Genomic DNA, 24415 nt, shown 5'->3' with positions numbered 1-24415 from the left:
AGTGATTTGACAATTACCAACCCGCGTTTTGCCGCATTGCGAGCTGAACCAAAACGCATCGCGCGAGTCCGGTAAAAAATAAAGTTTGCAAACCGACCCCACGCGCGGCGGACTTCGCCTCGCGTAAAACTGACACGTTGCCCATGCCCGCACTCATCGAAGACTATGCGCTTATCGGCGACGGCCACACGGCCGCGCTCGTCTCCCGGGAGGGGTCCGTCGACTGGCTATGCTGGCCGCGCTTCGACTCCGGCGCCTGCTTCGCCGCCCTGCTCGGCACCCCCGACAATGGCCGCTGGCTGATTTCACCCGTCTCGGATACGCCGCCCACGATCACGCGCCGTTATCGCGGCGAAACGCTCATCCTCGAAACCGACTTCGAAACAGCCGAGGGTGCGGTGACGCTGATCGATTTCATGCCGCCGGGCAACGGCTGGTCGGAAATGGTGCGGATCGTGGTCGGCAAACGCGGCACGGTGCGCATGCGGATGGAACTGGTGCTGCGCTTCGACTATGGCTTTTCGATTCCGTGGGTCGATCGGCTGAAGCACGACAGCGGCATCAAGGCCATCGTCGGACCGGACACCGCGGTGCTGCGCACACCAGTCGAACTACGCGGCGAGAACATGAAGACCGTCGCGGAATTCACCGTGAGCGAAGGCGAGCGCGTGCCGTTTTCGCTGGCCTATGCGGCCTCGCATCTGCGCATTCCGCCGAGCCGCGATCCGCACACGTCGCTCGCCCGCACCGAGAACCATTGGCTCGAATGGTCGGCCCGCAGCACGGTGGAAGGCAGATGGGCTGAACCCATCCGCCGCTCGCTGATTACGCTGAAGGCGCTCGCCTACGAGCCGACCGGTGGGATCGTCGCCGCGCCCACCACGTCGCTTCCGGAGCAGTTGGGCGGCACGCGCAACTGGGACTACCGCTATTGCTGGCTGCGCGACGCCACCATCACGCTGCTCGCTATGATGCGCGGCGGCTACTACGACGAAGCCCGCGCGTGGCGCAGCTGGCTCGGCCGCGTGATGGCCGGCGCGCCCGATCAGTTGCAGATCATGTACGGCATTGCCGGCGAGCGGCGCCTGCCCGAATTCGAAATCGACTGGCTGCCGGGCTATCAGGATGCCAAGCCGGTGCGGATCGGCAACAACGCGGTCGGGCAGCGTCAGCTCGATGTTTACGGCGAAGTGATGAACGCGCTGCATCTCGCGCGCGTCGGCGGCCTGCAGGCGGACGACACTGCATGGAACGTGCAGCGCGCGTTGCTCGGCCATCTCGACACGATCTGGCAGGAGCCGGACGAAGGCATCTGGGAAACGCGCGGCGGCCGTCAGCACTTCACCTTCTCGAAGGTGATGGCGTGGGTCGCTTACGACCGCGCCATCCGCTCGGCCGAGATGTTCAAGCTGGAAGGCCCTCTTGATGAATGGCGCGCCACCCGCGCGACCATTCACGCGGAAGTCTGCGCAAAGGCATGGAATCCGGCGCTCAACGCGTTCTCGCAGTCTTACGGCAGCGACCAGCTCGATGCGAGCGTCCTGTTGATGCCGCTGGTCGGCTTCCTGCGGCCCGAGGATCCGCGCATCAAAGGCACAGTAGCCGCGATCGAAAAGGATCTGATGCACGACGGCTTCGTGATGCGCTACCGCACCACGGAATTCGACGACGGCCTGCCGCCGGGCGAAGGCACGTTCCTCGCCTGCTCGTTCTGGATGGTGGACAACCTGGCCTTGCAAGGCCGCATGGACGAGGCCATCGCGATGTACGAACGGCTGCTCGCGCTCTGCAATGACGTCGGTCTGCTCGCGGAAGAGTACGATCCCGCTGCGAAGCGTCTGGTCGGCAACTTCCCGCAGGCGTTTTCGCACGTCGCGCTGGTCCACACCGGCCTGAACCTGATGAAGCACGAACAGGAAATGGCGCAGGCAACCGGACAGCCGTCCCATATCGGCAGCATGGCAGCAGAACTTGAGGCTGCGGCAACCCCCGATAGCGGCGCGGCAGCATCGCCAGTACCATGATTCAATGACAGTTTGTGCGCAGCCCGCGCACAAATTGCTGCATTGCACAAGTACGCTTTGTTCAGTATGATCGAGCAGACTGTCGGCCGAAAATCAATGTGCCCACAACCAGTACGGCCTGCCGCAACGCCACATGCGTGTTTGCCAAGCCCCATGCGAACCGCTTAAACGGAGCACCCATGCTCTACCAACTGCACGAATTCCAGCGGGCGATGTTGAGCCCCCTCACCGCCTGGGCTCAGGCCGCGTCGAAATCGTTCGCGAATCCCGCCAGCCCATTGGCCTATGTGCCCGGTGCCACACGCCTCTCCGCCGGATACGAACTGCTCTATCGGCTTGGAAAAGATTACGAAAAGCCTGAGTTCAACCTTCATCAGATTGTCAAAGACGGTCACAACATTCCGATCATCGAACAAACGATCATCGAGAAACCGTTTTGCCGCCTGATGCGCTTCAAGCGCTTCGCGGACGACAGCGACGCTGTTACCCAATTGAAAGATGAGCCTGTCGTGCTGGTGTGCGCGCCGTTGTCAGGCCACCACGCCACGCTGCTGCGCGATACCGTGCGCACGTTGCTGCAAGACCACAAGGTCTACCTGACCGACTGGATCGACGCACGCATGGTGCCGCTCGAAGAAGGCGAGTTTCACCTCGACGATTACGTCGCCTACATCCAGGAATTCATCCGCCACATCGGCGCGAAGAATCTGCACGTGATCTCGGTTTGCCAGCCTACCGTCCCGGTGCTCGCCGCCATTTCGCTGATGGCGAGCCGCGGCGAAGACACGCCGCGCACCATGACCATGATGGGCGGCCCGATCGACGCGCGTAAGAGCCCGACCTCGGTCAACTCGCTCGCCACCCAGCACTCGTACGAATGGTTCGAAAACAACGTGATCTTCACGGTGCCGCCGAACTATCCGGGGGTGGGCCGCAAGGTTTACCCGGGCTTCCTGCAACACACCGGTTTCGTCGCGATGAATCCGGAGCGGCACGCGGCCTCGCACTGGGACTATTACCAGAGCCTGTTGCGCGGCGACGAAGACGATGCGGAAGCCCATCGCCGTTTCTACGACGAGTACAACGCGGTGCTCGACATGGATGCGGACTATTACCTCGACACGATCCGCGTGGTGTTCCAGGAATTCCGTCTGGCCGAAGGCACGTGGGACGTCGCGGGCGAACGGGTGCGTCCGCAGGACATCACGAAGACCGCGCTCTTCACCATCGAAGGCGAGCTGGACGATATTTCCGGCGACGGTCAGACGTTCGCTGCGCAAGGCCTGTGCAGCGGTATTCCAGAGGCGAACAAGCGTCACTTCACCGCGGAAAAATGCGGCCACTACGGCATTTTCTCGGGCCGCCGCTGGCGCACCATCATCTATCCGCAGTTGCGCGACTTCATCCTCGAGCACAACAAGGCGCCGAAGGTAGCGAAGGAAAAAGTCGAAGCCTGAGCAGCGCACGCACGAAGATAAACAACGGCCTCTTTTCAGAGGCCGTTGTTGTTTCTGGCATTTCTTATGCAGCGCCTTATGCCGTTCAGGCTAAGCCGCAGTTTGGCTTACTTGCGCAACAGATACGCCAGCAGCAACTCCGTGTTCATCTGAATCACTTCACTGCGTTCGCTCGCACTGCTGAAATCACGACCGAGCGTTGCTTCGAGCGTAAAGCGGTTCGACACGATGTAATAACCCATGCCGGACAGCGTCACGTAAAAGCGCAACGGATCGACGTTGGTGCGAAACAGCCCCGCGCGTTGACCCCGCTCAAGAATGCTGCCGAGCGTGGCGACGATAGGCGAAATCATTTCGCGGATGCGCGTCGATTTCTGCATGTAGCGTGCCTCATGCAGATTCTCGTTATTCACGAGACGCAGCAACTCAGGATGATCGCGGTAGTAATCCCAAACAAAATGCGCGAGACGTGTCACCGCCTCGACCGGTGCGACACCGTTCAGTTCGAGCGTTCGTTCTGCTTCATTGAGCGCGCTGAATGCGTGCTCGAGTACCGCGGTGAAAAGCTGCTCCTTGCTACCGAAGTAGTAATAGAGCATGCGTTCATTCGTTTCCGCACGGCGGGCGATCTGATCGACTCGCGCGCCGAACAACCCTCCGTTTGCAAACTCTTCGGCCGCCGCAAGCAGAATGCGGCGCCGCGTGCCTTCAGGATCTCTTTTGATTTTCGGCTGATTCATGGTGGCATCGTCTTCGTGAGCCGCGTTATCCGGATCGCGCCGCCGGCCTCTCCTCGGGCCTTGCACCGACAGCACTGAACGGGCTGGTTGGGGGAACACCCTTATGCGGTCTTTCGAAAAAGCGCTTCGATTATGGCACATGGATTGCGGATGGCAATTGGGGAAATCGGCGATAATGTGCTATTTAGTTCAAGCCCCGCGGCCGCAAGGCAAGCACCAACGTTGTGACCGTGATCAACTCCAAAACACTCCCAGACCGCATTGAGGATCTGCTCCCCCAAACGCAATGCACCAAGTGCGGCTATCCGGCATGCCGTCCGTATGCCGAGGCCGTCGCCAAGGGCGAAGCCAGCTACAACCAGTGCCCGCCGGGGGGCGCCGAGGGCGTCGCCCGTCTTGCCGCATTGCTTGGCCAACCGGTGATTCCGCTCAATTCCGCCAATGGCGTCGAACGGCCGCGTCCTTTGGCGGTTATCGACGAACAGGTTTGCATCGGCTGCACGCTGTGCATGCAGGCCTGTCCGGTCGATGCAATAGTTGGCGCACCGAAACAGATGCACACGGTAATCGCCGAACTCTGCACCGGTTGCGACCTGTGCGTGCCTCCCTGCCCGGTCGATTGCATCGCAATGCCGCCGGTCACCGGTGACGCAACCGGCTGGGACGCATGGAGCGAGGCGCAGGCCGACGCCGCGCGCGAGCGCCACAACCGGCGTGAAGCTCGTCTCGCGCACGAGCGCGAAGCGGCCGAAGCGCGTGCTGCAGCGCGGCGAGCCGTCGGTGGCGCACCGGCTCAGGTCATGCAAACCGGCGCCACCGCAACGCCCACGGCACCCGCCGTTGAAGACGCCGACGCGAAAAAACGCGCGATCATCCAGGCGGCTCTCGAACGGGCGCGCCAGAAGAAAGAAGAGTTGGCTGCCAAGGGTCTGGGTCCGCAAAATACGGAGCGCGTCAGCGCCGACGTGCAGGCGCAGATCGACGCCGCCGAGGCACGCCGCCGCCGTCTCGGACTCGCGGCGGAGAACACCGCGGATAACACCGCCGGTAACACCGCTATTCCGCCAGCGAAGCGCTAACCCTCACCTCTACCCGTACGCCGCGCATGAACGCGAACAAACGCCGCGCCATCTACGAGACGCTTAAGAGTCTCAACCCGCATCCGACGACCGAGCTCGAGTACACCACTCCGTTCGAACTGCTGATCGCCGTCCTGCTATCGGCGCAGGCCACCGACGTCTCGGTGAATAAGGCGATGCGCAAGATGTTCCCGGTCGCGAACACGCCGCAGCAGGTATTCGATCTCGGCGAAGAAGGGGTGGCCGGCTACATCAAGACGATCGGCCTGTACCGGACCAAGGCGAAGAATGTGATCGCGACCTGCCGCATTTTGCTCGACCAGTACGGCGGCGAAGTGCCGGAAGATCGCGAGGCGCTCGAAAGCTTGCCGGGGGTCGGTCGCAAAACGGCGAACGTGATTCTGAATACGGCATTCGGTCATCCAACCATCGCCGTCGATACGCACATCTTTCGGGTTGCGAATCGAACCGGGCTCGCGCCCGGCAAAGACGTGCGCGCGGTCGAAGCGGCGCTGGAGAAATTCACGCCCGCCGAGTTCAAGAAGGATGCCCACCATTGGCTGATTCTGCACGGCCGCTATGTGTGCAAAGCGCGCCGGCCCGAATGCTGGCATTGCGTGATCGAGCCGCTGTGCGAATTCCGGCCCAAAACGCCGCCGCCGGATCTTTGAGGGCGGCGCGCCGCCAGCAAGCCAAGTGGCCACGGCGTAAAATAGCGCCCTGCACGCAAGCCTGACGCGCCCCACACCCAGCCGTACCTTAACCGCACGTTCCTACGATGTTCAATCCCAGCCGCGACGAAGTCCGTCAATTTTTCACCGACACGTGGCGCAAACAGCGTCAAGGCGAGATTCTGACGCCGCTCGAAGCCATCGCTGCCGACTGGATCGTCGAGCATCCGGAATTTCACGCCGATCTGACCCATACGGAAGCGGCCCAGGCTCAGGACTATTCGCCCGAACGCGGCCAGACCAACCCGTTCCTGCACCTGTCGATGCATCTGGCGATCAGCGAGCAACTGTCGATCGACCAGCCGCCGGGCATCCGCGCCGCGCACGAGCGGCTCGCCGCCCGCCTCGGCTCGACCCACGAGGCGCAGCACGCGATCATGGACTGTCTCGGCGAAACCATCTGGGAAGCACAGCGCACCGGCACCCCGCCGGACACAGACGCCTATTTGCAGCGTATCGAGCGACGCGCCACGCGGGACTGAAGCGCGTGGGCGGGCTCAGCGGTCAGCAAGCCGGCCGCCTCCACCATGACCCAACTTCGGCCTCAAAAGCAAACACCCCGCCGAAGCGGGGTGTCGTTCAACCTGCACGCGACGCAAAAACAGCGCGACGCTGTTACTTCTTCTGCACCAGATCGCCGTTCAGCGATTCGACGTAGGCCGCGATGTCTTTCATGTCGCTTTGCGACAGGCTCTGCACTTGCGCCTGCATGATCGGATTGTTGCGACCCAGGTGCGGGTTGCCGTTGCCCATCTGATACTGGCGCAGCGCCCAGTAGACGTAATCGGCGTGCTGCCCGGCGAGCTTCGGATACTCCGGGCTCACCGGCTTGTTCAGGTTGACGCCGTGGCAAGCCGCGCAGTTGTGGCTGTCCGCCAGCACCTTGCCGTTGCCGGCGTCAGCGGCGTACGCGACGTTCGCTGCAACCAGACCGATAACTGCCGCCGACGCGCATGCAGCCTTGAACACCGTGTGGAGTGCCTGTTGGGGCTTATTCATGAATTCTCCTATCCCGCGAATATAAATAGCCGAGTGACCGGATGGATCAGCGCCGCCGATCACTTGTCGGGATTGTTTTTCGAAGAGCCATTTTGCGCTGCGTAGTAGGCAGCGATGTCGGCGATGTCCTGATCCGAAAGCGACGCGGTGATCGCGTGCATCGTTTCAAAGTGGCGGTCGCCCTTCTTGTAGCCATGCATGGCGTTCTCGAGGTACGCCTGATTCTGGCCGCCGAGCATGGGCACGCGGTAGACCTCAGGGTAAGCCGTGCGGTATTCAGGAATGCCGTGGCAACCAATACACATCGCGACCTTGCCTTGGCCCGCCTTCGCGTTGCCGACGACATCCGCTGCCTGCGCACTGGCCGCATAGCCCGCGAGCACCGACAGCGCTGCGATCACGACGTGTTTGCCAACGAATTTATTCATAGCATGTAACCTGGCTTGAGGGGAAACGGGCGCCCGAAAAGGCAACGGCCCGCGCCGTTATTCTTATGGGTAGCCACGCAGGCCAAAAAAATCGGGCTAATTGTACCGCGACGTCGCGCCGAACGTCCACCGGGCAGGGCCGGCGGCGCATCCGGGCGCCGCAAAGCCACGGCTAACGCCTTTTCTGCTCCGCCGCGCCCGATTCGCGCGGCCTCGCTGCCGACCGCCGCGATCCGGCCAGTCTCGCCCAAGCTGCCCCGCCACCCGGCACGGTCAGCCACCGGGCGCGCCGGGCGAACCCGACATTACGGGTAAACGCGGGTCGTTCGCGAGCCCAGCGGGCGCTCGCTTCGACGTCCGACACCGCGGGTGAAACCATACGCGAGCCTGTTTCAGCGCAACAGGCCTTCTGACTTATACTGGGTTTTTTCCCAAAAAAGAGCATCTCGCCATGCGTTTTGAAGGCTCATCGCAGTACGTCGCCACCGACGACCTCAAGCTCGCGGTCAACGCCGCGATGACGCTCAAGCGCCCGTTGCTGATCAAGGGCGAACCCGGCACCGGCAAAACCATGCTCGCCGAAGAGGTCGCCGCAGCTCTCGGCATGCCGCTGCTGCAGTGGCATATCAAGTCCACCACCAAGGCCCAGCAAGGCCTGTACGAGTACGACGCGGTTTCGCGTCTGCGCGATTCGCAACTCGGCGACGAGCGCGTCAAGGACATCCGCAACTACATCGTCAAGGGCGTGCTGTGGCAGGCGTTCGAATCGGACGAGCAAACGGTGCTGCTGATCGACGAAATCGACAAGGCCGACATCGAATTCCCGAACGACCTGCTGCGCGAACTCGACCGCATGGAGTTCTACGTGTACGAGACCCACGAGCTGATCCGCGCCAAACAGCGCCCGCTCGTGATCATCACGTCGAACAACGAGAAGGAGCTGCCCGACGCGTTCCTGCGCCGCTGCTTTTTCCATTACATCAAATTCCCCGACCCGGTCACGATGCAGCAGATCGTCGAGGTGCACTACCCCGGCATCAAGAAGGAACTGCTCGCCGCGGCCATGCAGAGCTTCTTCGAGTTGCGCAACGTCGCCGGTCTGAAGAAGAAACCGTCCACTTCGGAACTGCTCGACTGGCTGAAGCTGCTGCTCGCCGAGGATATTCCGCCCGAAGCGCTGCGCTCGTCGGACCAGAAGCAGATCATCCCGCCGCTGCACGGCGCGCTTCTGAAGAACGAACAGGACGTGAGCCTGTTCGAGCGGCTCATCTTCATGAACCGCAACAACCGCTAATTGACCGCTGGATGACCGCGAATACCCGTTGATAAAGGCGCCGCGCCGCACATCCGCCGCCGAGGACACAGCATGCTGATCGACTTCTTCTACTCGCTGCGCGCCGCCAGACTGCCGGTGTCGGTCAAGGAATACCTGACGCTGCTCGAAGCGCTCAAAGCCAATGTGATCGCGCCGTCGCTCGACGAGTTCTACTATCTCGCGCGCATCACGCTGGTCAAGGACGAGCAGTATTTCGACAAGTTCGACCAGGCGTTCGGCGCCTATTTCAACGGCGTCGCGAAGGCCTCGGAGCTTGCCTTCGACGTCCCGCTCGACTGGCTCAAGAAGAAGCTGCAACGCGATCTGTCGCCCGAGGAAAAAGCGCAGATCGAAGCGATGGGCGGCCTCGACAAGCTAATGGAGCGCCTCAAGGAGCTGTTCGACGAGCAGAAAGAGCGCCACGAAGGCGGCAACAAATGGATCGGCACGGGCGGCACCTCGCCGTTCGGCAACGGCGGCTACAACCCTGAAGGCGTACGCATCGGCGGCGACGCGGCGGGCAACCGCACGGCGGTGAAAGTGTGGGAAGCGCGCGCCTATCGGGACTACGACGACCAGGTCGAAATCGGCACGCGCAACATCAAGATCGCGTTGCGCCGCCTGCGCCGGTTCGCCCGCGAAGGCGCCGCCGAAGAACTCGATCTGCCCGACACGATCCGCAGCACCGCCGCGAACGCCGGCTGGCTCGACCTGAAGATGGTCCCGGAGCGGCACAATAAGGTCAAAGTGTTGATGCTGCTCGACGTGGGCGGCTCGATGGACGATCACATCAAACGCACCGAAGAGCTCTTTTCCGCCGCCAAGGCAGAATTCAAGCATCTCGAGTTCTATTACTTCCACAACTGTGTGTACGATTTCCTGTGGAAGAACAATCGCCGCCGCCACGCCGAGCGCATGCCCACGTGGGACCTGCTGCACAAGTTCACGCCCGACTACAAGCTGATCTTTGTCGGCGACGCGACCATGAGTCCCTATGAAGTGTTGCAACCGGGCGGCTCGGTCGAGTACAACAACGCCGAAGCCGGCGCCGTCTGGCTGCGCCGCCTCGCCGATCATTTCCCGCACTACGCGTGGCTCAATCCGGAGCCGGAAGGTTTGTGGGCCTACCGGCAGTCGGTCAGCGCGATCCGCGAAGTGCTAGGCCATCGCATGTACCCGCTCACTCTCGCCGGGCTCGAAACGGCAATGCGCGTATTGAGCAAATAATCAGACCGCGTTTTTGTCCCAACTATAATAAAGCTTCAGCATGAATCCGTCTTCAGCGCCCGATTTGTCCCCTGCCGACGCCCTCGCCGGGCCGCTCAAACCGTTTAGCGATATGTCGCTGTCCGCCGTCGTTGCCGGCTTCGTCGCGATGATGACGGGCTATACCAGCGCGCTCGTGCTGATGTTTCAGGCAGGCCAGGCCGCGCATCTCACCGACGCGCAGATTTCGTCGTGGATCTGGGCGCTGTCGATCGGCATGGCCGTCTGCACGATCGGCCTGTCGCTGCGTTTTCGCGCACCGATCGTGATCGCCTAGTCGACGCCCGGCGCGGCGCTGCTGGTGTCGTCGCTGCCGCATGTGGCCTACCCGGAGGCAATCGGCGCGTTCATCGTCTGCGCGGTGTTGCTGACGGTGGTCGGCCTGACCGGATGGTTCGACACGCTGATGAAGAAAATCCCGGCCGGCATCGCCTCGGCTTTGCTGGCGGGCATTCTGTTCGAGATCGGCATCGAAATTTTCCGCGCCGCGCAGTTCCAGACCGCGCTCGTGCTGACGATGTTCTTCACCTACCTGATCGTCAAACGCTTCGCGCCGCGCTATGCGATCGTGACGACGCTGATCGTCGGCACGCTCGCCGCCGGGGCGCTCGGGCTGCTCGATTTCAGCCGCTTTCACGTCGCGCTCGCCCACCCGGTGTTCACGATGCCGGTATTTTCGGTCGCGGCGAGCATCAGCATCGGCATCCCGCTCTTTATCGTCGCGACTGCCTCGCAGAACGTGCCGGGGATCGCCGTGCTGCGCGCGGACGGCTACACCACGCCTTCCGCGCCGCTGATTGCGACCACCGGCATCGCCTCGCTGCTGCTCGCGCCGTTTGGCTCGCACGGCATCAATCTTGCGGCTATTACGGCGGCGATCTGTACCGGCCCCGAAGCGCACGAAAACCGTAGCAAGCGTTACACCGCGGCGCTCTGGTGCGGCATTTTCTATCTGATCGCCGGGATTTTTGGCGCCACCATCGCCGCACTGTTCGCGGCCTTGCCCAAGGCGCTGGTGGTCTCGGTCGCGGCGCTGGCGCTGTTCGGCTCGATCATGAGCGGCCTTGCCAACGCAATGCAGGATACGAAGCAGCGCGAGGCGGCGCTGGTGACGTTCATGGTGACGGCCTCGGGCCTGACGCTGCTGTCGATCGGCTCGGCGTTCTGGGGGCTGGTGGCAGGCGTGCTGACGCAACTGGTGCTGAACCTCCGGCGCAGTTGAATCGCCCTCCCAAAACCGTCGGCCAAATCCTTGTGAACGGATCGGCGCCGCCAAGTGTCAATACTGCATCAGGCGATCCGCCATAGAATAGAAGCATCCGGCAGCGTTTCCCGGCAACATGGCGGGCGGACGCTGCAGCGTGACCCGCGGCCACCGGCGCTGTTTTATTTTTCGTCCGGTGGCGACCTCATTTCTCCTGAACCACGGCGCACGCGCGCCATGAAGGCCTGAACATGACAACCGCACTCGACCAACTCAAGCAATACACCACCGTCGTGGCCGATACCGGCGACTTCCAGCAGCTTGCGCAGTACAAGCCGCAGGACGCGACGACCAATCCGTCGCTGATTCTGAAGGCCGTCCAGAAAGACGACTACAAGCCGCTGCTCGAAAAGACCGTGAAAGCTCACGCGTCGAAACCGGTCGGCGCGATCATCGACCAGTTGCTGATCGCGTTCGGCACCGAAATTCTCAAGATCATCCCGGGCCGGGTGTCGACTGAGGTGGACGCGCGCCTGTCGTTCGACACCCAGGCGTCGATCGCCAAGGGCCGTGAGCTGATCGCCCTGTACAAAGACCACGGAATCGGCCGCGAACGCGTGCTGATCAAGCTGGCTTCCACGTGGGAAGGCGTCCGCGCGGCCGAAGTGCTGCAGAAGGAAGGCATCCACTGCAACATGACCCTGCTGTTCTCGCTGGCCCAGGCCGCCGCTTGCGCCGAAGCGGGCGCGCAACTGATCTCGCCGTTCGTCGGCCGTATCTACGACTGGTACAAGAAAAACGCCGGCAGCGCATGGGACGAAGCGAAAGACGGCGGCGCCAACGACCCGGGCGTCCAATCGGTGCGCCGCATTTACGCGTACTACAAGAAGTTCGGCTACAAGACCGAGGTGATGGGCGCGAGCTTCCGCACCACGGGCCAGATTCTGGAACTGGCCGGTTGCGATCTGCTGACGATCAGCCCGGATCTGTTGCAAAAGCTGCAGGACAGCACGGAGAAGGTCGAACGCAAGCTGTCGCCTGAACTCGCCTCGGGTACGGACATCGAACGCGTGCCTGTCGACGAAGCGTCGTTCCGTTTCCTCGTCAACGACGAAGCCATGGCAACCGAGAAGCTGGCTGAAGGCATCCGCGCGTTCGCGGCGGACGCCGTCAAGCTGGAGAAGCTGATCGAAGCGCTGCGTTAAGCTTCGCCTTCATCGCCTGGGTACGCGGCCCTGAGCCTTCCGGTTCGGGGCCGCGCGGCGTTTACGGCTGCGTGTGCCGGTCCGAAGCAGGTCCGGCGCCGCAGCCCTTTTACGCCTCCTCCCTACGTAATAAAGTCACAATTGCTGCCGCAACGGACGACTACAATCGTCTGCACGCCCACTCCCTCGCGGTCATTTGCCGAAGGAACGCGGCGCCGCTGACCCTAATCCGGGAGACGATCATGTACGTTCAGCCTTACGTTTTTTTCAACGGCCGGTGTGAAGAAGCGCTCAAGTATTACAGCGAGAAACTCGGCGCCGAAGTCACGTTCCAGATGCGCTACAAGGAGGCGCCGCCTGAGGCCCAGGCCCAGATACCTCCCGGCACAGGGGACAAGATCATGCACGCGGCCATCAAGCTTGGCTCGACGGTCTGGATGGCGTCCGACGGCCGGTGCGACCCCAACGCAGGCTCGATGAACGGTTTCAGTCTGTCGCTAACGGTCGACGACGACGCCTCGGCCGAAAAATGCTTCAACGCGCTCGCCGATGGCGGACAGGTGATGATGCCGCTGCAGCCCACCTTCTGGAGCAAAAGGTTCGGGATGGTGGTGGACCGCTTCGGTCTCGGCTGGATGGTGGGCGTCCCGGAAGAGCAGGCATCGTGAGCGGCGGGTCCGACGGCCGCCGCTGCGGTGGCGGATTGGCAAAGGGCACGCGAGCCTGACCGCAGCGCTCTAGGCTTTCTGCAAAAACCGCGAATGCCGCTCGATGTTCCAGTTCGGCTCGGTCTCCAGCAGCAAGGCGCGCAGCCGGTCCACCTGTTCGGCAAGCCGCTGCCCGAGCCAATACGGCCCTTGCAGCTCGGGCGGCAAGTCCAATGCCGCGCCGCTGCACACCTCGGTGAGCGGTGAAGCGGCCGGGATGCCGAAGTGCGTCGCGCGGCCAAAACGCAGACCGCGCGCCATCGCCAGCAGCATGCCGCGCACGGCGTGCACCTCGACGCCGCACTGCCGCGCATACGCAGCGCGAGCCACGGCATCTGCGCGCATCAGCGGGCCGGTCGCCAGCAATTCCAGCGAACTGAGCACCGAGCGATGCAGCCGCTGGATTTCGTCGAGTTTGGACTGCGGCACGTCGATCTCTTTCGCCACCGAAGGCATCAGCGAGCGCAGTTGGACGAGCCGTTTGTTGATCTCGAGAAAGCGTTTGACCTGCTCGTCCTCGCTGATCGTCTCCCCTTCCAGCAAGCGGCTGTAAATCTGCGCGCAGGCACGCAAATTGGCGGCGAGCCCGTAACGCCACGAATAAGTCGCGTGTAGCGGCAACGCGAACGAAAACGCCAGCGCGATCACAATGCCGATCAGCACGTTCAACGTGCGCCACAGGCCGACGTCGATCAGATTGTCGCCATGGCCGGCGACGATGCACATCGTAATTGCCGTCAGCAAACCGATATACCCCGATGAACCGATTGCGAACCACGCGCAGATCGCCGCGACGATCGACATCAGCACATAGGTGAGCGGCAGCGAGCCGGTCAGGTTCTGCAACAGGATCAGCGCCAGCCCGATCACTGCGCCGAGCAGCGTTCCCGCCGCCCGGTCGGCGGCCTTCTTGCGGATATTGCCGTGATGCTGCAAGCCGCCGATCACCACCAGCAGGGTGACCGACGACCAGATGCCGTGGGGAATGTCGATGCCGGTGGTCGCGAGAATCGACACCAGCATTGCGATACCGACCCGCAAGCTATGCAGCACCTTCGCATGGCGATAGCGGTAGTACGGCGAGGTGATCGCGCGCACCATCCGGCTCATGGCCGAGCGGCGGGCAATCACGCGGGGGGAATCGGCAGAAGCCATGGCTCGCGCGACGGACGCTTTGAAGGGCAGTTCCGCTATCCTGCCCTGGAGTACCCCGGAAAGACAAACGCCCGCAAACTTTTGTCTGCGGGCGTTGCTTTTTCAGGCGGGACAGATCGGCCGACTTAGCCTTCGACCACGTCCAGATAGTCTTCCGGACGGGTGCGGTCTTCGGCGCGCTGCATGCCGAACATGCGCACCAGAATGCTCACCACCACCGAAACCACCAGGTTGACGATCAGCGACCACACCGCGGCATAGCCGGGGATCGCCATGCCGAACAGGTGGATCGTGAAGATCGAGCCAGCCAGCTTCAGCGAAATCGCCATCCAGGTGCCGGTTGCGATACCGACTGCCCAGCCGATCAGCAGGCCGCGGTAGTCGAGCACGCGCGTGTAGAGACCCAGCACGATGGCCGGCAGCGTCTGGATGATCCAGATACCGCCCAGCAACTGAAGCTGAATCGCATACGTGAGCGGCAGCCCGAGAATGAACGCGACCGCGCCGACCTTGACGATCAGCGACACCAGCTTGGCGACGTTGGTCTCCTGGTCGTGCGTCATGTTGCGGTTCACGAACTCCTTATGGATGTTGCGCGTGTACAGGTTTGCCGCTGCAATCGACATGATCGCCGCCGGCACCAGCGCGCCGATGCCGATCGCCGCGAAGGCCACGCCCACGAACCAGGACGGGAAGAAGTGCAGGAACAGCGCCGGCACCGCGAAGTTCGGGCCGAACGCCTTGAAGTACGGCGCGAATTCCGGCATGTCCTTCACACCCGAGGCCAGCGCCATGAAGCCCAGCAGCGCGAGCAGGCCGAGCACCAGCGAGTAAGCCGGCAGCATCGCCATGTTGCGGCGGATCGTGTTACCCGACTTCGACGACAACACCGCGGTGATCGAGTGCGGGTACAGGAACAGCGCGAGCGCCGAGCCGACCGCAAGCGTCGCGTACGCGCTGTAGCCATTCAGGCTCGACACGTCCGGCGCTTTCAGCAGCAGCTTGGCCGGCGGCACCACGCTGAAGATATGGCCGAAACCGCCCAGTTGCGGCGGAATCACGATGATCGCGGCAAAGATCGTGATGTAGATCAGCACGTCCTTCACCACCGCGATCATGGCCGGCGCGCGCAGGCCCGAGGTGTACGTGTAGGCTGCCAGGATCGCGAACGCGATGATCAGCGGCAGATCGCCGACGAAGCCCTTGGTGTCGAAACCCAGCGCGCCGATCACCACTTCGATACCGACCAGTTGCAGCGCGATGTACGGCATCGTCGCGACAATGCCGGTCACGGCAATCGCCAGCGCCAGCATGCGGCTGCCGTAGCGAGCCGAGACGAAGTCCGCCGAGGTCACGTAGCCCTGACGCTTGGCGATGCTCCACAGCTTCGGGAACACCACAAAGGCGAACGGATAGATCAGGATCGTGTACGGCAGCGCGAAGAAACCGGTTGCGCCCGCACCGAACACCAGCGCCGGCACGGCGATAAAGGTGTAGGCGGTGTACAGGTCGCCGCCCAGCAGGAACCATGTGACGATGGTGCCGAAGCGCCGGCCGCCGAGGCCCCACTCTTCCAGATGGGCGAGGTCGCCCTTGCGCCAATGGGCCGCAATAAAGCCGAGAATGGTGACGCCGATGAAAAACAGGACGAAGACGAAAGTTGCGGTGGCGTTCATTATCGTGCGCCCCCTTGCGAGCTGCCCGGCGTGCCTCGCGAGCGGGTCTTGGTCTTGAAGTACACGAGCGCCGTGATGATCGCGCTGATCAGCACCCAGAGGAGTTGATACCAGTAGAAGAACGGGAAATCGAACAGTTGCGGTTCGACCTTGTTATATGACGGCACCCAGATCATCGCGATCCAGGGCAACAGCAGCAACCAGAGCCAGTGCTTGCTGGCCTTGTTCGCGTCGGCGTCGTGAGCCATGACGTCTCCTCTTCCCTATTATTGAAATGTTGGCCCGTGTGTGGACGGGTAGTGGATGTCCCGTCGCAGGTAGGCCACGGGTACCCCGAAAGCTTCGAAAGAGTATAGGAGCCGAGAACGTCAGGTCAAGCAGGGACGACCCGAGGCGCGAATGTGCTGCTGGGGCGGGCGGGGCGGCGGTTTAGCAGAGTTGGGCGGGGGGCGGGCCGGGCCGCCCCAATTTCACATCAGATCGAGAACGAGCTGCCGTTCTGTCCGGTCGACTCCTGCAGACCCTTGATCCACTTGCGCGCCGGCAAGCCGAGTTCCGCTTCGATCAGCTTCGCGCGTGTTTGCAACGCCGCGAACGGCACGTCGAGCGCCGGGCCGGAGAAGGCGACCGCGATACGGTTGCCATCGTGCACTTCCGGCAGCGCGACCACGCGGCCATCGAACGCTTCGTTCAGGCGCTTCATGTTGCGCACGAAGCTCGGATGATCGCCGAACAGGTTGACAGTCACCACGCCCGCGTCGGTCAGACAGGCGCGTACCGCACGGTAAAAACCGACGCTGTCGAGCACCGGGCCACGCGCGGTCGCATCGTAGACGTCGATTTGCAGCGCGCCGATCGTGCCATGGTTGGCGCGGTCGTTGACGAAGTCCCATGCATCCATTTCGTGCACGGTGAGACGTGCGTCGTCGTGCGGCAGTTCGAACATCGTGCGCGCGGCCACCACTACCGCCGGGTTCACTTCGACCGCTTCGACCTTCGCGCGCTTCAGGAAGCGATGGGCAAACTTGGTCAGCGCGGCTGCGCCGAGACCGAGCTGGACGATCCGCCTGGGCGTTTCGATGAACAGCAGCCAGGCCATCATCTGTTGCGCGTATTCGAGTTCGATGTGGTCCGGCTTGCGCAGACGCATCGCGCCTTGCACCCATTCCGTACCGAAGTGCAGAAAACGCACGCCGCCCTCTTCCGAGAACGTGACCGGCGCGAAGCGAGGCTTGCGCGGCGCTTCGATTTGCGGCGCGTCGTGCAGGTCGTCGTCGTGCAGTGCGCGCTTTTTGTTGCGCACTACTTTCTGTTTGTTCGGCGTGTGGTCGTCGCCGTCAGCGGCTTTGTTGCGGAAAGCACGGGCTTCAGCCGAGGCGCGCTTGATCAGTTTCGTCATGTAAGGATGTCGCGCCAGAGACGCAATTTTTGGTCGAACGAGAGCATAGCATTCGCCGGACTTGACGAAGGCAATACGAGGGTGGCGTAGCCGGCCTCGCCGATCACCGGCGCAAAACGGCCCGCCGTCTTGCCGTTGAAGCAGACTTTAGCGAGCTTCGGCGCGTGAGCACGCAGCGTTGCGAAATCGTTGGGATTGGCGTTGCGGATCGCGGCGTCGAGACTGCCTTCACGCTCGCAGGCGGCGAGCACATCCCATACGCCGATGCCGTGCGACAGCAACCGCCTGAGGCGTTCCTCATAAGCGCACTCGGTAAGCGGCTCGTCGAGCACCGAGCCGAGCAGCCGCCAGAACTGGTTACGCGGATGCGCGTAATACTGCGTCGCCGCGAGCGACGCCTCGCCGGGAAAGCTGCCGAGAATCAGCGTATGCGTATCCGCCGCGACGACCGGAGGGAAGCCGCGCAGCATCAGCGCTTCACCTTACTGTCTGATGCCGGTGCGCGTTTGGATTCGTGCGCATCGCGTTCGGCGAGATGTCCGTGCTCTCCGCGCGGCGCACTGTGAGCGCGCGACGCCGTATGCTCGAGCGGCCGGCCATGCTCACGCAGGTGAGTACGCTGAGGCGCTTGTGCGGCCGCGTGAGGCGCATGCGGTGTGCTGGCCGTATTCGCGAGACTCGCCAGATGCGCAAGCTGCTTCCACAGCGCGGGCAACATGCATTCGGTGACCATCAGCGGTGCGCCGTGACGCTCGAACACCGAGCGGCGTGCGACCAGCGCATGCGGCGGCGCTTCGTCGATCTGGCGCGCAGCCAGGCGATACAGCGGATGGCGCGCCGTCAGCCCCCTGCTCACCAGCGACGAACGCGCGACACTACTATCGCTGTACAACAACTCGGCGAGCGGCCGGGTACGCAGCCGGCGCATGGCCTGCCATATGCCGATGCTTGCCGCCAGCGGCACAACACTGTGTGCGGCGACAAACGGCACGCCACTCACCGACAGAACCACTTCCCTGACCCACACGGGCGCGCGCGGCGTTATCCCGAGCGCGGCGTGTTCGTCGGCCCACGGCAACGCGACCGCTTCGCGCGTCACGCGCACCGCGACTTCGCCAAGCGTGCGCAGATGCGCGGTCAGCGATCCGCCGCGGGTCAGCCAGTCTTTCTGGGCGGCGCTAAAGCCGGCTAGGGGCGCGACGCGCCAGTGGGCGTCGGCGGCATCGAAACGGATAGACATGGTGTCGGATTATAACGGCGGCGCCGTCAGACGTTTGCCGAGCCGCGCAGCGTTCAGACCGTCACGAACTCCCGCAGCGCAGTCCGTACATCCTCGAGCACCGTGTCCCATCGACCCAGTTCGCGCTGCCGGAATAGGCGCGCCGACGGATACCACGGACTGTCATCGCGATCGGCCATCCAGCGCCAATCCGTGCAGGTGGGCAACAGGATCCAGACCGGACGCCCGGCGGCACCGGCCAGGTGAGCGACGGATGTGTCGACGGTAATGACCAGATCGAGCGATTGAAGAATGGCCAAGGTATCGGAAAAATTGCCGATCTGCGGGTCTGGCAGAAGTACGTCGAAGTCCAACGGCAACGCCGCCGCCTCGTCCTGCGCCGGCCCGATTTGCAACGAAACCCACGTCACGCCGGATTGTTCGAGGATGGGCAACCAGCGGTTCAATGCGATCGAGCGATAACGATCGAGTCCATAGTCCGGATTGCCCGCCCAAACCAGCCCCACACGCTTCTTTCGCGCGGGAAGCGGGTCGGCATTGGCGGTGGCATCGGTGGCATCGGTGGCATCGGTGGCATCGGTGGCATCGGCGGCGTCGATTTGCTGCCGCCAGCGGTGCACCAACGCCGGCTCCGCGCTCAGATACGGCATCGCCAAAGGAAGCATCGGCAATGTCAGCCTCATATGCTCCGGCATCCTGAGCATTCGGCACCAGAAATCATACGGTCCCGGCGGTGACTCGACCCATACGGTGCGGACGCCGCTTGCGCAGCGTGCCAATTCCGCCAGCGGCGCGGCAACCCACACATCGACGAGCGCACCCTGTCGATTCAACCACGCAGCCAGCCGGAGAAACTGGATCTGATCGCCAAGCCCTTGCTCGCCGACGAGCAGAAACCTGCGCCCCGCCACCGGCTCGCCTTGCCACTCAGGAAAGTCGGGGCGAACCAGATCGTGGTTTTCCGGCAGTGCTTCATGCCAGCGATACTGTTTCCAACCCTGTTCGAAGTCGCCGAAACGCAACTGTGCGGCCGCGAGATTGAACTGGATAGGCGCGTTATCGGGCAGCAGCCTGGCAGCCTCGGCGGCATGCAACCGCATCTGATCGAACTCGCCCAGCATGTTGTACGCATATGACGCGTTGTGATGCAGCCCGGCGTTCTGCGAGTCGATAGCCAGCATCTGAGCGGCGAACCTGGCCGCGTCCTGGAAGCGGTGCGCACTGTTCAGTTCAAAGGCCGCTTGCGCGGGCGCTGCGGATTCGGCAGCCAGATGTGCGGGCAGCCGGGCGGGCACCAGTGCGCTGTCCACGCTGTCCAATCGCGCCGGTACTTTCTCCAGGCCATGCTCATACGAGAGCAGCATCGCCCGCAATCTGTCAGCCACTCGCTCGACCACCGGTGCCCAATCGCCTGGCTGCGGCTGCCGGAATAGCTCTACCGAGTCGTACCACGGCTGCGTCTCCTCATTGCCCCACGCCCAATGCGAGACGTGATCGAGCATGGCCAGCACGGGGCGTCCCAGCGCGCCACCCAGATGCAACGGTGCGCTGTCGATGGTCACCACCACGTCGAGCGCGCTCACGTGTGCAGCCACATCGTCGAAACCGGCTTGATAGTGCGCCGTCAGATCGCGGATGCGATAGCCCTGCGCGATCAACGCGGCCACATCGGCGTCCCGGCCCGGCGTCAGCGGATAGAACACCACGTTCGGTAACGCGAGCACCGGAGCCAACGCTGCGAGCGGTATCGACCGCTTCGCGTCACGACGGTGCGTCGGGCTTCCCGACCAGACGAGGCCGACATGCATGCGCGCCGGCTCCCCGCTCGATGCGTGAATCCGCTCGCGCCACGCAGCGACACGGTTTGCCTCGCCAGACAGATAGGCGCCGCCGCGCACGTTTTCAGGCCGCAAACCAAGCGTTGACGGCACGCTCATGATCGGCAGTCCAAAGTCGGGTTCGCCAAGCGGTCCGTCCTCGATAGACACGCAATTCGCGTAGAAGCGCGCCAGCAGCGGTTGCAACGCCCGACGCACCGCGAGCACCAGCCGGCCGCCCTCGTCGCGTACGCGCGCCGCCAACTCGGGTACGAAGCGCACCATCTGGATATCGTCGCCGTTGCCCTGTTCGCTGTGCACGAGCAAGGTCTTGCCGGCCAGCGATTCACCCTGCCAGCGCGGACACAGCCGCTCCATCACGCTCACGACGTTGTTCGGCTCGCGGTCGTCGCGCGTCAGACGCGCTTCGAAATGCGGCCACGCGCCAGGCCAGTCGCCGCGCCGCAATTTGAGGTCGGCGAGATCGACCGCCGCTTGCGACGCGGATGGGTCGCTAGCGAGCGCTGCATGCAGTGCTGCCTCGCTGTCGGCAAAACGCGCCTGCTCGGCGAGATACATACCGATCGCGGCCAGCACATGGGGATTGCCCGGTGCGGCGGCATTGGCCGCGCGCATGGTCGCCTCCGCCGCGGCGGCATCGTTGCCCTGCCATTGCGCATGGCTCAGTTGCCACGCGATTTCGGCGTCGGCGGGATCGCGCGTCAGCACCTCGCGACAAATGCGTTCGACCGTTGCCCAATCACGAATCTCGCGGAAAGCCAACACCAGTTGCAACGGCAACGCGGGGTGGATTGCCGGATCGAGCGCATAGGCACGCAGCAGCGCCGCTCGGCGCTCGGCTCGCGCGCTCGCGTCCGGCAACGTTGCAAGCGCAATCGCCAGCCACCAGGATGCCCGGGCGTCTTGTGGCGCGTGTTGCTCATACGCGCGCAACATGTGCGCCGCGGCTGAAGGCGCACCGCAGCGCTCGATCAACCAACGGGTCCATTCGATCGTCGCCGCCGGCGGCTGCACGGCGACCGCGAGTTCACTATTGCGCTGCGCGGTTCCCGCGCGGCCAAGCGCATCGGCGAAGAGCGCCACGCGGGCGTGACGCACACCATTGTCCGTAGCCTGCGCTTGCGATGCGCTGTGGTACGCAGCTTCAAAACGTCCGGCGCTTGCACAAAGGTCGGCGTGCAACTGCGGCGTGGCCCCTTGCGCGACCAGTTCTAGAGCACGCCGCTCAGCGGCATCGAAACCTTGCTCGCGCAAGATCGACCACAGCAGATACACAGGATCCGTAGGCTTCACCAGAATGGAATCGGACATAAAAAGACAAAGAGGTTATTGCACGCAGCAACGCGTAATCGCAGAAATAAGATTCGGCGCATAAAGGGCTTAAAGATTGCAAATAATCCTTTATGCATCCGAATTTCGATCGCGCGAGCATAAGACAAATACGTGTTTTTTCATCTCATAAACCAATCTCGAAATAGTGTTGTTGAATGTATTTGATTAGTTAACCATAATTATTTTCCGGACATTTTTTTAATAGCTTTCCAGTGCGTCCGGATCAACAACAAACAACATGGAGTAACAGTTGAATACTACGAACTCAAAAGAAACTTCCGACCGCATTGCCCATCTGGCGGCAGTCGTTTTGCGGCGGCCGAGCGTCTTGTATGCGGAAAAGGAACTTGCTGGTTCCGCGCTCGCGCAGCACCATACGTCCAAGCAAACCAGCACGGCGATCGGCAGTCTCGCGGCCAAAGTGCTGGCTGACCCGCACTCCTGTATCGAAGCCAAGGAACTAGCCGGCTCCGTGCTATCGCAAGTGCGTCATTTGCACGGGCAAGCATCTGCGCACTAAGCCCACTGCGTAGCGTCCTCGCCTGACAATCGGGCGATAAGGCACATAAAGCACATAAAGCACAGGTCAAAAAAATGCGCTGCCGAAGCAGCGCATTTTTCAATCACCAGCGTCAGAGCGACGCCAGTCGAAACTCAATCCGAAACTCAGCTCGCACGCGCCAGCAACAACGCGTTGGTGCGCTTCACGAAGCTCGCCGGATCTTCCAGCGCGCCACCTTCGGCCAGCAATGCCTGATCGAACAGCAGGTGACACCAGTCATCGAAATCCGCGCTGTCCGCATGCAAGCCCTTCACCAGCGCATGCTCCGGATTCACTTCAAGAATCGGATGGAACGACGGTGCGTCCTGACCCGCTGCCTTCAGCATACGTTGCAGATAACCGCTCATTTCGCCGTCGTCGGCCACGAGGCAGGATGGCGAATCGGTGAGACGGAACGTCAGGCGCACGTCCTTGGCCTTGTCCTTCAGCGCTTCTTTCATCTTCTCGACGAGCGGCTTGAGCTCTTCGCCGATCTTCTCCTGCGCCTGCTTTTCCTCGTCATTCAACGCGCCCAGATCGAGATCGCCGCGCGCGACGCTTTGCAGCGGCTTGCCGTCGAATTCGTTCAGGAACGACAGCATCCATTCGTCGACGCGATCGGTCAGCAGCAGCACTTCCACGCCCTTCTTGCGGAACACTTCGAGATGCGGGCTGTGGGTCGCGGCCTGCCAGGTGTCGGCGGTGACGTAGTAGATTTTGGTCTGCTCGGGCTTCATCCGCGCGACGTAATCGGCGAGCGAGACATTCTGCTCCGGCGATTCCGTATGGGTCGACGCGAAACGCACCAGCTTCGCAATCCGCTCGCGATTGGCAAAGTCTTCGCCGATGCCCTCCTTCAGCACCTGGCCGAATTCCTTCCAGAAGCCGGCGTACTTTTCCTTGTCGGCTTCGTTTTCCGAATTGGCCAGTTCTTCGAGCATCGACAGCGAACGCTTGGTCACGCCCTCGCGGATCGCCTTGACGTCGCGGCTTTCCTGCAAGATTTCGCGCGACACGTTCAGCGGCAGATCGGCCGAATCGACCACACCCTTCACGAAACGCAGATAGCCCGGCAAAAGTTGCTCGGCGTCGTCCATGATGAACACGCGCTTCACATACAGCTTCAGCCCGGCGCGATGATCGCGGTTGAACAGATCGAACGGCGCACGCGTCGGCACATACAGCAGTTGCGTGTATTCGCTGCGGCCTTCGACGCGGTTATGCGTCCAGGTCAGCGGGTCCTGATGGTCGTGCGAGAGGTGCTGATAGAACTGCTTGTACTGTTCTTCGGTAATGTCGTTCTTCGAGCGCGTCCACAGCGCGCTCGCCTGATTGACGGTCTCTTCCTCGTCCTTCGTGACCATCGCGCTCTTTTCGGCGTCCCACTCTTCCTTCGCCATCAAAATCGGCAGCGCGACGTGGTCCGAATACTTCTGGATGATCGACTTCAGACGATGCGATGACAGCAGCTCGTCTTCATCCGCACGCAGATGCAGCGTGATGGTCGTACCGCGCGCGGCGCGCTCGATCTGCTCCACCGCGAAATCGCCCTCGCCGGCGCTTTCCCAGCGCACGCCTTCCGAGGCCGGCAAGCCGGCGCGGCGCGTTTCGACCGTGATCTTGTCCGCGACGATAAAGCCCGAGTAAAAGCCCACGCCGAACTGGCCGATCAGCGCCGCGTCTTTCTGCTGGTCGCCGGAGAGCTTGCCGAAGAATTCCTTGGTGCCCGAACGGGCGATCGTGCCGAGGTTGGCGATCGCTTCGTCGCGGCTCATGCCGATGCCGTTGTCGTCGAGCGTAATGGTGCGCGCGGCCTTGTCGTACGACACGCGAATCCGCAGATTCGGATCGTTTTCGTACAGCGCGCTGTTTTCGATCGCTTCGAAACGCAGCTTGTCGGCCGCGTCGGACGCGTTCGAAATCAGCTCGCGCAGAAAGATTTCCTTGTTGCTGTACAGCGAATGGATCATCAGGTGCAGAAGTTGTTTAACTTCTGCCTGAAAGCTCATGGTTTCTTGTGCCATGGTCGGACTTCCTCTCTGTTACGAATACGAAAATAGGGGGGCCAAACAATGCCCG

At 62.5% G+C, this 24415-nt stretch carries 21 protein-coding genes and 1 pseudogene; 11 read left to right on the top strand and 11 right to left on the bottom strand.

Features of this window, described 5'->3' with window-relative positions:
- The first annotated feature begins 143 nt into the window (after positions 1–143).
- Together HWX91_RS22610 and HWX91_RS22605 are read left to right on the top strand one after the other, a co-directional pair.
- Positions 144–2024 (top strand): glycoside hydrolase family 15 protein, encoded by a 1881-nt coding sequence (locus HWX91_RS22610; RefSeq protein ID WP_028196868.1) that lies wholly within the window; start codon positions 144–146, stop codon positions 2022–2024.
- Positions 2025–2203: 179 nt separating this feature from the next.
- Entirely contained in the window at positions 2204–3481 is a 1278-nt protein-coding gene (locus tag HWX91_RS22605; RefSeq protein ID WP_028196867.1) for a polyhydroxyalkanoate depolymerase, read from the top strand.
- A gap of 107 nt (positions 3482–3588) precedes the next feature.
- Here the strand turns inward: HWX91_RS22605 and HWX91_RS22600 are convergent, their stop codons facing one another.
- Positions 3589–4221, bottom strand: a complete 633-nt coding sequence (locus tag HWX91_RS22600; protein WP_028196866.1) for a TetR/AcrR family transcriptional regulator — start codon at positions 4219–4221, stop codon at positions 3589–3591.
- Between the two features lie 230 nt (positions 4222–4451).
- On the opposite strand from HWX91_RS22600, the gene rsxB reads away from it, so the two are divergent.
- The 3 genes from rsxB to HWX91_RS22585 all read left to right on the top strand — a co-directional run bounded on the left by rsxB (position 4452) and on the right by HWX91_RS22585 (position 6513).
- Entirely contained in the window at positions 4452–5300 is an 849-nt protein-coding gene (gene rsxB, locus HWX91_RS22595; protein WP_028196865.1) for an electron transport complex subunit RsxB, read from the top strand.
- A gap of 26 nt (positions 5301–5326) precedes the next feature.
- Entirely contained in the window at positions 5327–5971 is a 645-nt protein-coding gene (gene nth / locus HWX91_RS22590; RefSeq protein ID WP_028196864.1) for an endonuclease III, read from the top strand.
- 107 nt (positions 5972–6078) lie between these two features.
- Complete coding sequence (locus HWX91_RS22585; RefSeq protein WP_028196863.1) at positions 6079–6513, top strand: DUF1841 family protein; 435 nt, start codon at positions 6079–6081, stop codon at positions 6511–6513.
- A gap of 133 nt (positions 6514–6646) precedes the next feature.
- Here HWX91_RS22585 and HWX91_RS22580 read toward each other — a convergent pair whose 3' ends face one another.
- Both HWX91_RS22580 and HWX91_RS22575 read right to left on the bottom strand, forming a co-directional pair.
- Positions 6647–7030, bottom strand: a complete 384-nt coding sequence (locus HWX91_RS22580) for a c-type cytochrome (RefSeq protein ID WP_028196862.1) — start codon at positions 7028–7030, stop codon at positions 6647–6649.
- Positions 7031–7089: 59 nt separating this feature from the next.
- A complete protein-coding gene (locus HWX91_RS22575) occupies positions 7090–7458 on the bottom strand; it encodes a c-type cytochrome (RefSeq protein ID WP_028196861.1) in 369 nt (122 codons plus the stop codon).
- 451 nt (positions 7459–7909) lie between these two features.
- Here HWX91_RS22575 and HWX91_RS22570 point away from each other — a divergent pair, with 451 nt between their 5' ends.
- From HWX91_RS22570 to HWX91_RS22550, 5 genes and pseudogenes are all read left to right on the top strand, one after another.
- On the top strand, positions 7910–8752 hold the full coding sequence (locus HWX91_RS22570) for an AAA family ATPase (RefSeq protein ID WP_012432267.1): 843 nt from the start codon (positions 7910–7912) through the stop codon (positions 8750–8752).
- A gap of 72 nt (positions 8753–8824) precedes the next feature.
- Positions 8825–10000 (top strand): vWA domain-containing protein, encoded by a 1176-nt coding sequence (locus HWX91_RS22565; protein ID WP_028196860.1) that lies wholly within the window; start codon positions 8825–8827, stop codon positions 9998–10000.
- 40 nt (positions 10001–10040) lie between these two features.
- Positions 10041–11261 (top strand): annotated as a pseudogene (locus HWX91_RS22560) (benzoate/H(+) symporter BenE family transporter).
- A gap of 233 nt (positions 11262–11494) precedes the next feature.
- On the top strand, positions 11495–12448 hold the full coding sequence (gene tal, locus HWX91_RS22555) for a transaldolase (protein WP_028196859.1): 954 nt from the start codon (positions 11495–11497) through the stop codon (positions 12446–12448).
- 242 nt (positions 12449–12690) lie between these two features.
- Complete coding sequence (locus tag HWX91_RS22550; RefSeq protein ID WP_028196858.1) at positions 12691–13116, top strand: VOC family protein; 426 nt, start codon at positions 12691–12693, stop codon at positions 13114–13116.
- A gap of 69 nt (positions 13117–13185) precedes the next feature.
- Here the strand turns inward: HWX91_RS22550 and HWX91_RS22545 are convergent, their stop codons facing one another.
- The 7 genes from HWX91_RS22545 to HWX91_RS41230 form a co-directional block, all read right to left on the bottom strand.
- The gene (locus HWX91_RS22545; RefSeq protein WP_028196857.1) at positions 13186–14310 is read right to left on the bottom strand and encodes an FUSC family protein; all 1125 of its coding nucleotides are present in this window, start codon (positions 14308–14310) and stop codon (positions 13186–13188) included.
- Positions 14311–14435: 125 nt separating this feature from the next.
- Positions 14436–15986 carry a monocarboxylate uptake permease MctP gene (mctP, locus tag HWX91_RS22540; protein WP_028196856.1) on the bottom strand — a complete coding sequence of 517 codons (1551 nt, stop codon included), beginning with the start codon at positions 15984–15986 and terminating at the stop codon, positions 14436–14438.
- The gene (locus HWX91_RS22535) at positions 15986–16234 is read right to left on the bottom strand and encodes a DUF3311 domain-containing protein (protein ID WP_028196855.1); all 249 of its coding nucleotides are present in this window, start codon (positions 16232–16234) and stop codon (positions 15986–15988) included. The genes mctP and HWX91_RS22535 overlap by 1 nt, the downstream gene beginning before the upstream one ends.
- Before the next feature lie 227 nt (positions 16235–16461).
- Positions 16462–17385 carry a class I SAM-dependent methyltransferase gene (locus HWX91_RS22530; protein WP_028196854.1) on the bottom strand — a complete coding sequence of 308 codons (924 nt, stop codon included), beginning with the start codon at positions 17383–17385 and terminating at the stop codon, positions 16462–16464.
- On the bottom strand, positions 17382–17855 hold the full coding sequence (locus tag HWX91_RS22525; protein ID WP_028196853.1) for a DNA-deoxyinosine glycosylase: 474 nt from the start codon (positions 17853–17855) through the stop codon (positions 17382–17384). Before HWX91_RS22525 ends, HWX91_RS22530 begins: the two co-directional genes overlap by 4 nt.
- Entirely contained in the window at positions 17855–18625 is a 771-nt protein-coding gene (locus tag HWX91_RS22520; RefSeq protein WP_081833065.1) for a chorismate--pyruvate lyase family protein, read from the bottom strand. Before HWX91_RS22520 ends, HWX91_RS22525 begins: the two co-directional genes overlap by 1 nt.
- Before the next feature lie 53 nt (positions 18626–18678).
- A complete protein-coding gene (locus HWX91_RS41230; RefSeq protein ID WP_311734537.1) occupies positions 18679–21774 on the bottom strand; it encodes a glycosyltransferase family 9 protein in 3096 nt (1031 codons plus the stop codon).
- A 271-nt stretch (positions 21775–22045) separates the two neighbouring features.
- Here HWX91_RS41230 and HWX91_RS22510 point away from each other — a divergent pair, with 271 nt between their 5' ends.
- Positions 22046–22315: an FHA domain-containing protein gene (locus HWX91_RS22510; protein WP_028196852.1), complete on the top strand. Its 270-nt coding sequence runs from the start codon at positions 22046–22048 to the stop codon at positions 22313–22315.
- Between the two features lie 146 nt (positions 22316–22461).
- On the opposite strand, the gene htpG is transcribed toward HWX91_RS22510, so the two are convergent.
- Positions 22462–24360 carry a molecular chaperone HtpG gene (gene htpG / locus HWX91_RS22505; protein ID WP_028196851.1) on the bottom strand — a complete coding sequence of 633 codons (1899 nt, stop codon included), beginning with the start codon at positions 24358–24360 and terminating at the stop codon, positions 22462–22464.
- Positions 24361–24415: the final 55 nt, after the last annotated feature.

Source organism: Paraburkholderia fungorum, assembly GCF_902833645.1.
GTDB lineage: Bacteria > Pseudomonadota > Gammaproteobacteria > Burkholderiales > Burkholderiaceae > Paraburkholderia > Paraburkholderia fungorum.
The sequence above is the reverse complement of the archived record's forward strand: the minus strand, read 5'-3'. Positions and strand labels throughout refer to the sequence as shown.

What these genes read in the sequence shown, in the direction of transcription:
- HWX91_RS22580 (WP_028196862.1), bottom strand. Translation starts at nt 7,030, where the DNA reads ATGAATAAGCCCCAACAGGCACTCCACACGGTGTTCAAGGCTGCATGC.
- HWX91_RS22610 (WP_028196868.1), top strand. Translation starts at nt 144, where the DNA reads ATGCCCGCACTCATCGAAGACTATGCGCTTATCGGCGACGGCCACACG.
- mctP (WP_028196856.1), bottom strand. Translation starts at nt 15,986, where the DNA reads ATGAACGCCACCGCAACTTTCGTCTTCGTCCTGTTTTTCATCGGCGTC.
- HWX91_RS22520 (WP_081833065.1), bottom strand. Translation starts at nt 18,625, where the DNA reads ATGTCTATCCGTTTCGATGCCGCCGACGCCCACTGGCGCGTCGCGCCC.
- nth (WP_028196864.1), top strand. Translation starts at nt 5,327, where the DNA reads ATGAACGCGAACAAACGCCGCGCCATCTACGAGACGCTTAAGAGTCTC.
- HWX91_RS22605 (WP_028196867.1), top strand. Translation starts at nt 2,204, where the DNA reads ATGCTCTACCAACTGCACGAATTCCAGCGGGCGATGTTGAGCCCCCTC.
- tal (WP_028196859.1), top strand. Translation starts at nt 11,495, where the DNA reads ATGACAACCGCACTCGACCAACTCAAGCAATACACCACCGTCGTGGCC.
- HWX91_RS22530 (WP_028196854.1), bottom strand. Translation starts at nt 17,385, where the DNA reads ATGACGAAACTGATCAAGCGCGCCTCGGCTGAAGCCCGTGCTTTCCGC.
- HWX91_RS22545 (WP_028196857.1), bottom strand. Translation starts at nt 14,310, where the DNA reads ATGGCTTCTGCCGATTCCCCCCGCGTGATTGCCCGCCGCTCGGCCATG.
- HWX91_RS22535 (WP_028196855.1), bottom strand. Translation starts at nt 16,234, where the DNA reads ATGGCTCACGACGCCGACGCGAACAAGGCCAGCAAGCACTGGCTCTGG.
- HWX91_RS22525 (WP_028196853.1), bottom strand. Translation starts at nt 17,855, where the DNA reads ATGCTGCGCGGCTTCCCTCCGGTCGTCGCGGCGGATACGCATACGCTG.
- HWX91_RS22550 (WP_028196858.1), top strand. Translation starts at nt 12,691, where the DNA reads ATGTACGTTCAGCCTTACGTTTTTTTCAACGGCCGGTGTGAAGAAGCG.
- HWX91_RS22570 (WP_012432267.1), top strand. Translation starts at nt 7,910, where the DNA reads ATGCGTTTTGAAGGCTCATCGCAGTACGTCGCCACCGACGACCTCAAG.
- HWX91_RS22575 (WP_028196861.1), bottom strand. Translation starts at nt 7,458, where the DNA reads ATGAATAAATTCGTTGGCAAACACGTCGTGATCGCAGCGCTGTCGGTG.
- HWX91_RS22600 (WP_028196866.1), bottom strand. Translation starts at nt 4,221, where the DNA reads ATGAATCAGCCGAAAATCAAAAGAGATCCTGAAGGCACGCGGCGCCGC.
- HWX91_RS22565 (WP_028196860.1), top strand. Translation starts at nt 8,825, where the DNA reads ATGCTGATCGACTTCTTCTACTCGCTGCGCGCCGCCAGACTGCCGGTG.
- htpG (WP_028196851.1), bottom strand. Translation starts at nt 24,360, where the DNA reads ATGGCACAAGAAACCATGAGCTTTCAGGCAGAAGTTAAACAACTTCTG.
- HWX91_RS41230 (WP_311734537.1), bottom strand. Translation starts at nt 21,774, where the DNA reads ATGTCCGATTCCATTCTGGTGAAGCCTACGGATCCTGTGTATCTGCTG.
- HWX91_RS22585 (WP_028196863.1), top strand. Translation starts at nt 6,079, where the DNA reads ATGTTCAATCCCAGCCGCGACGAAGTCCGTCAATTTTTCACCGACACG.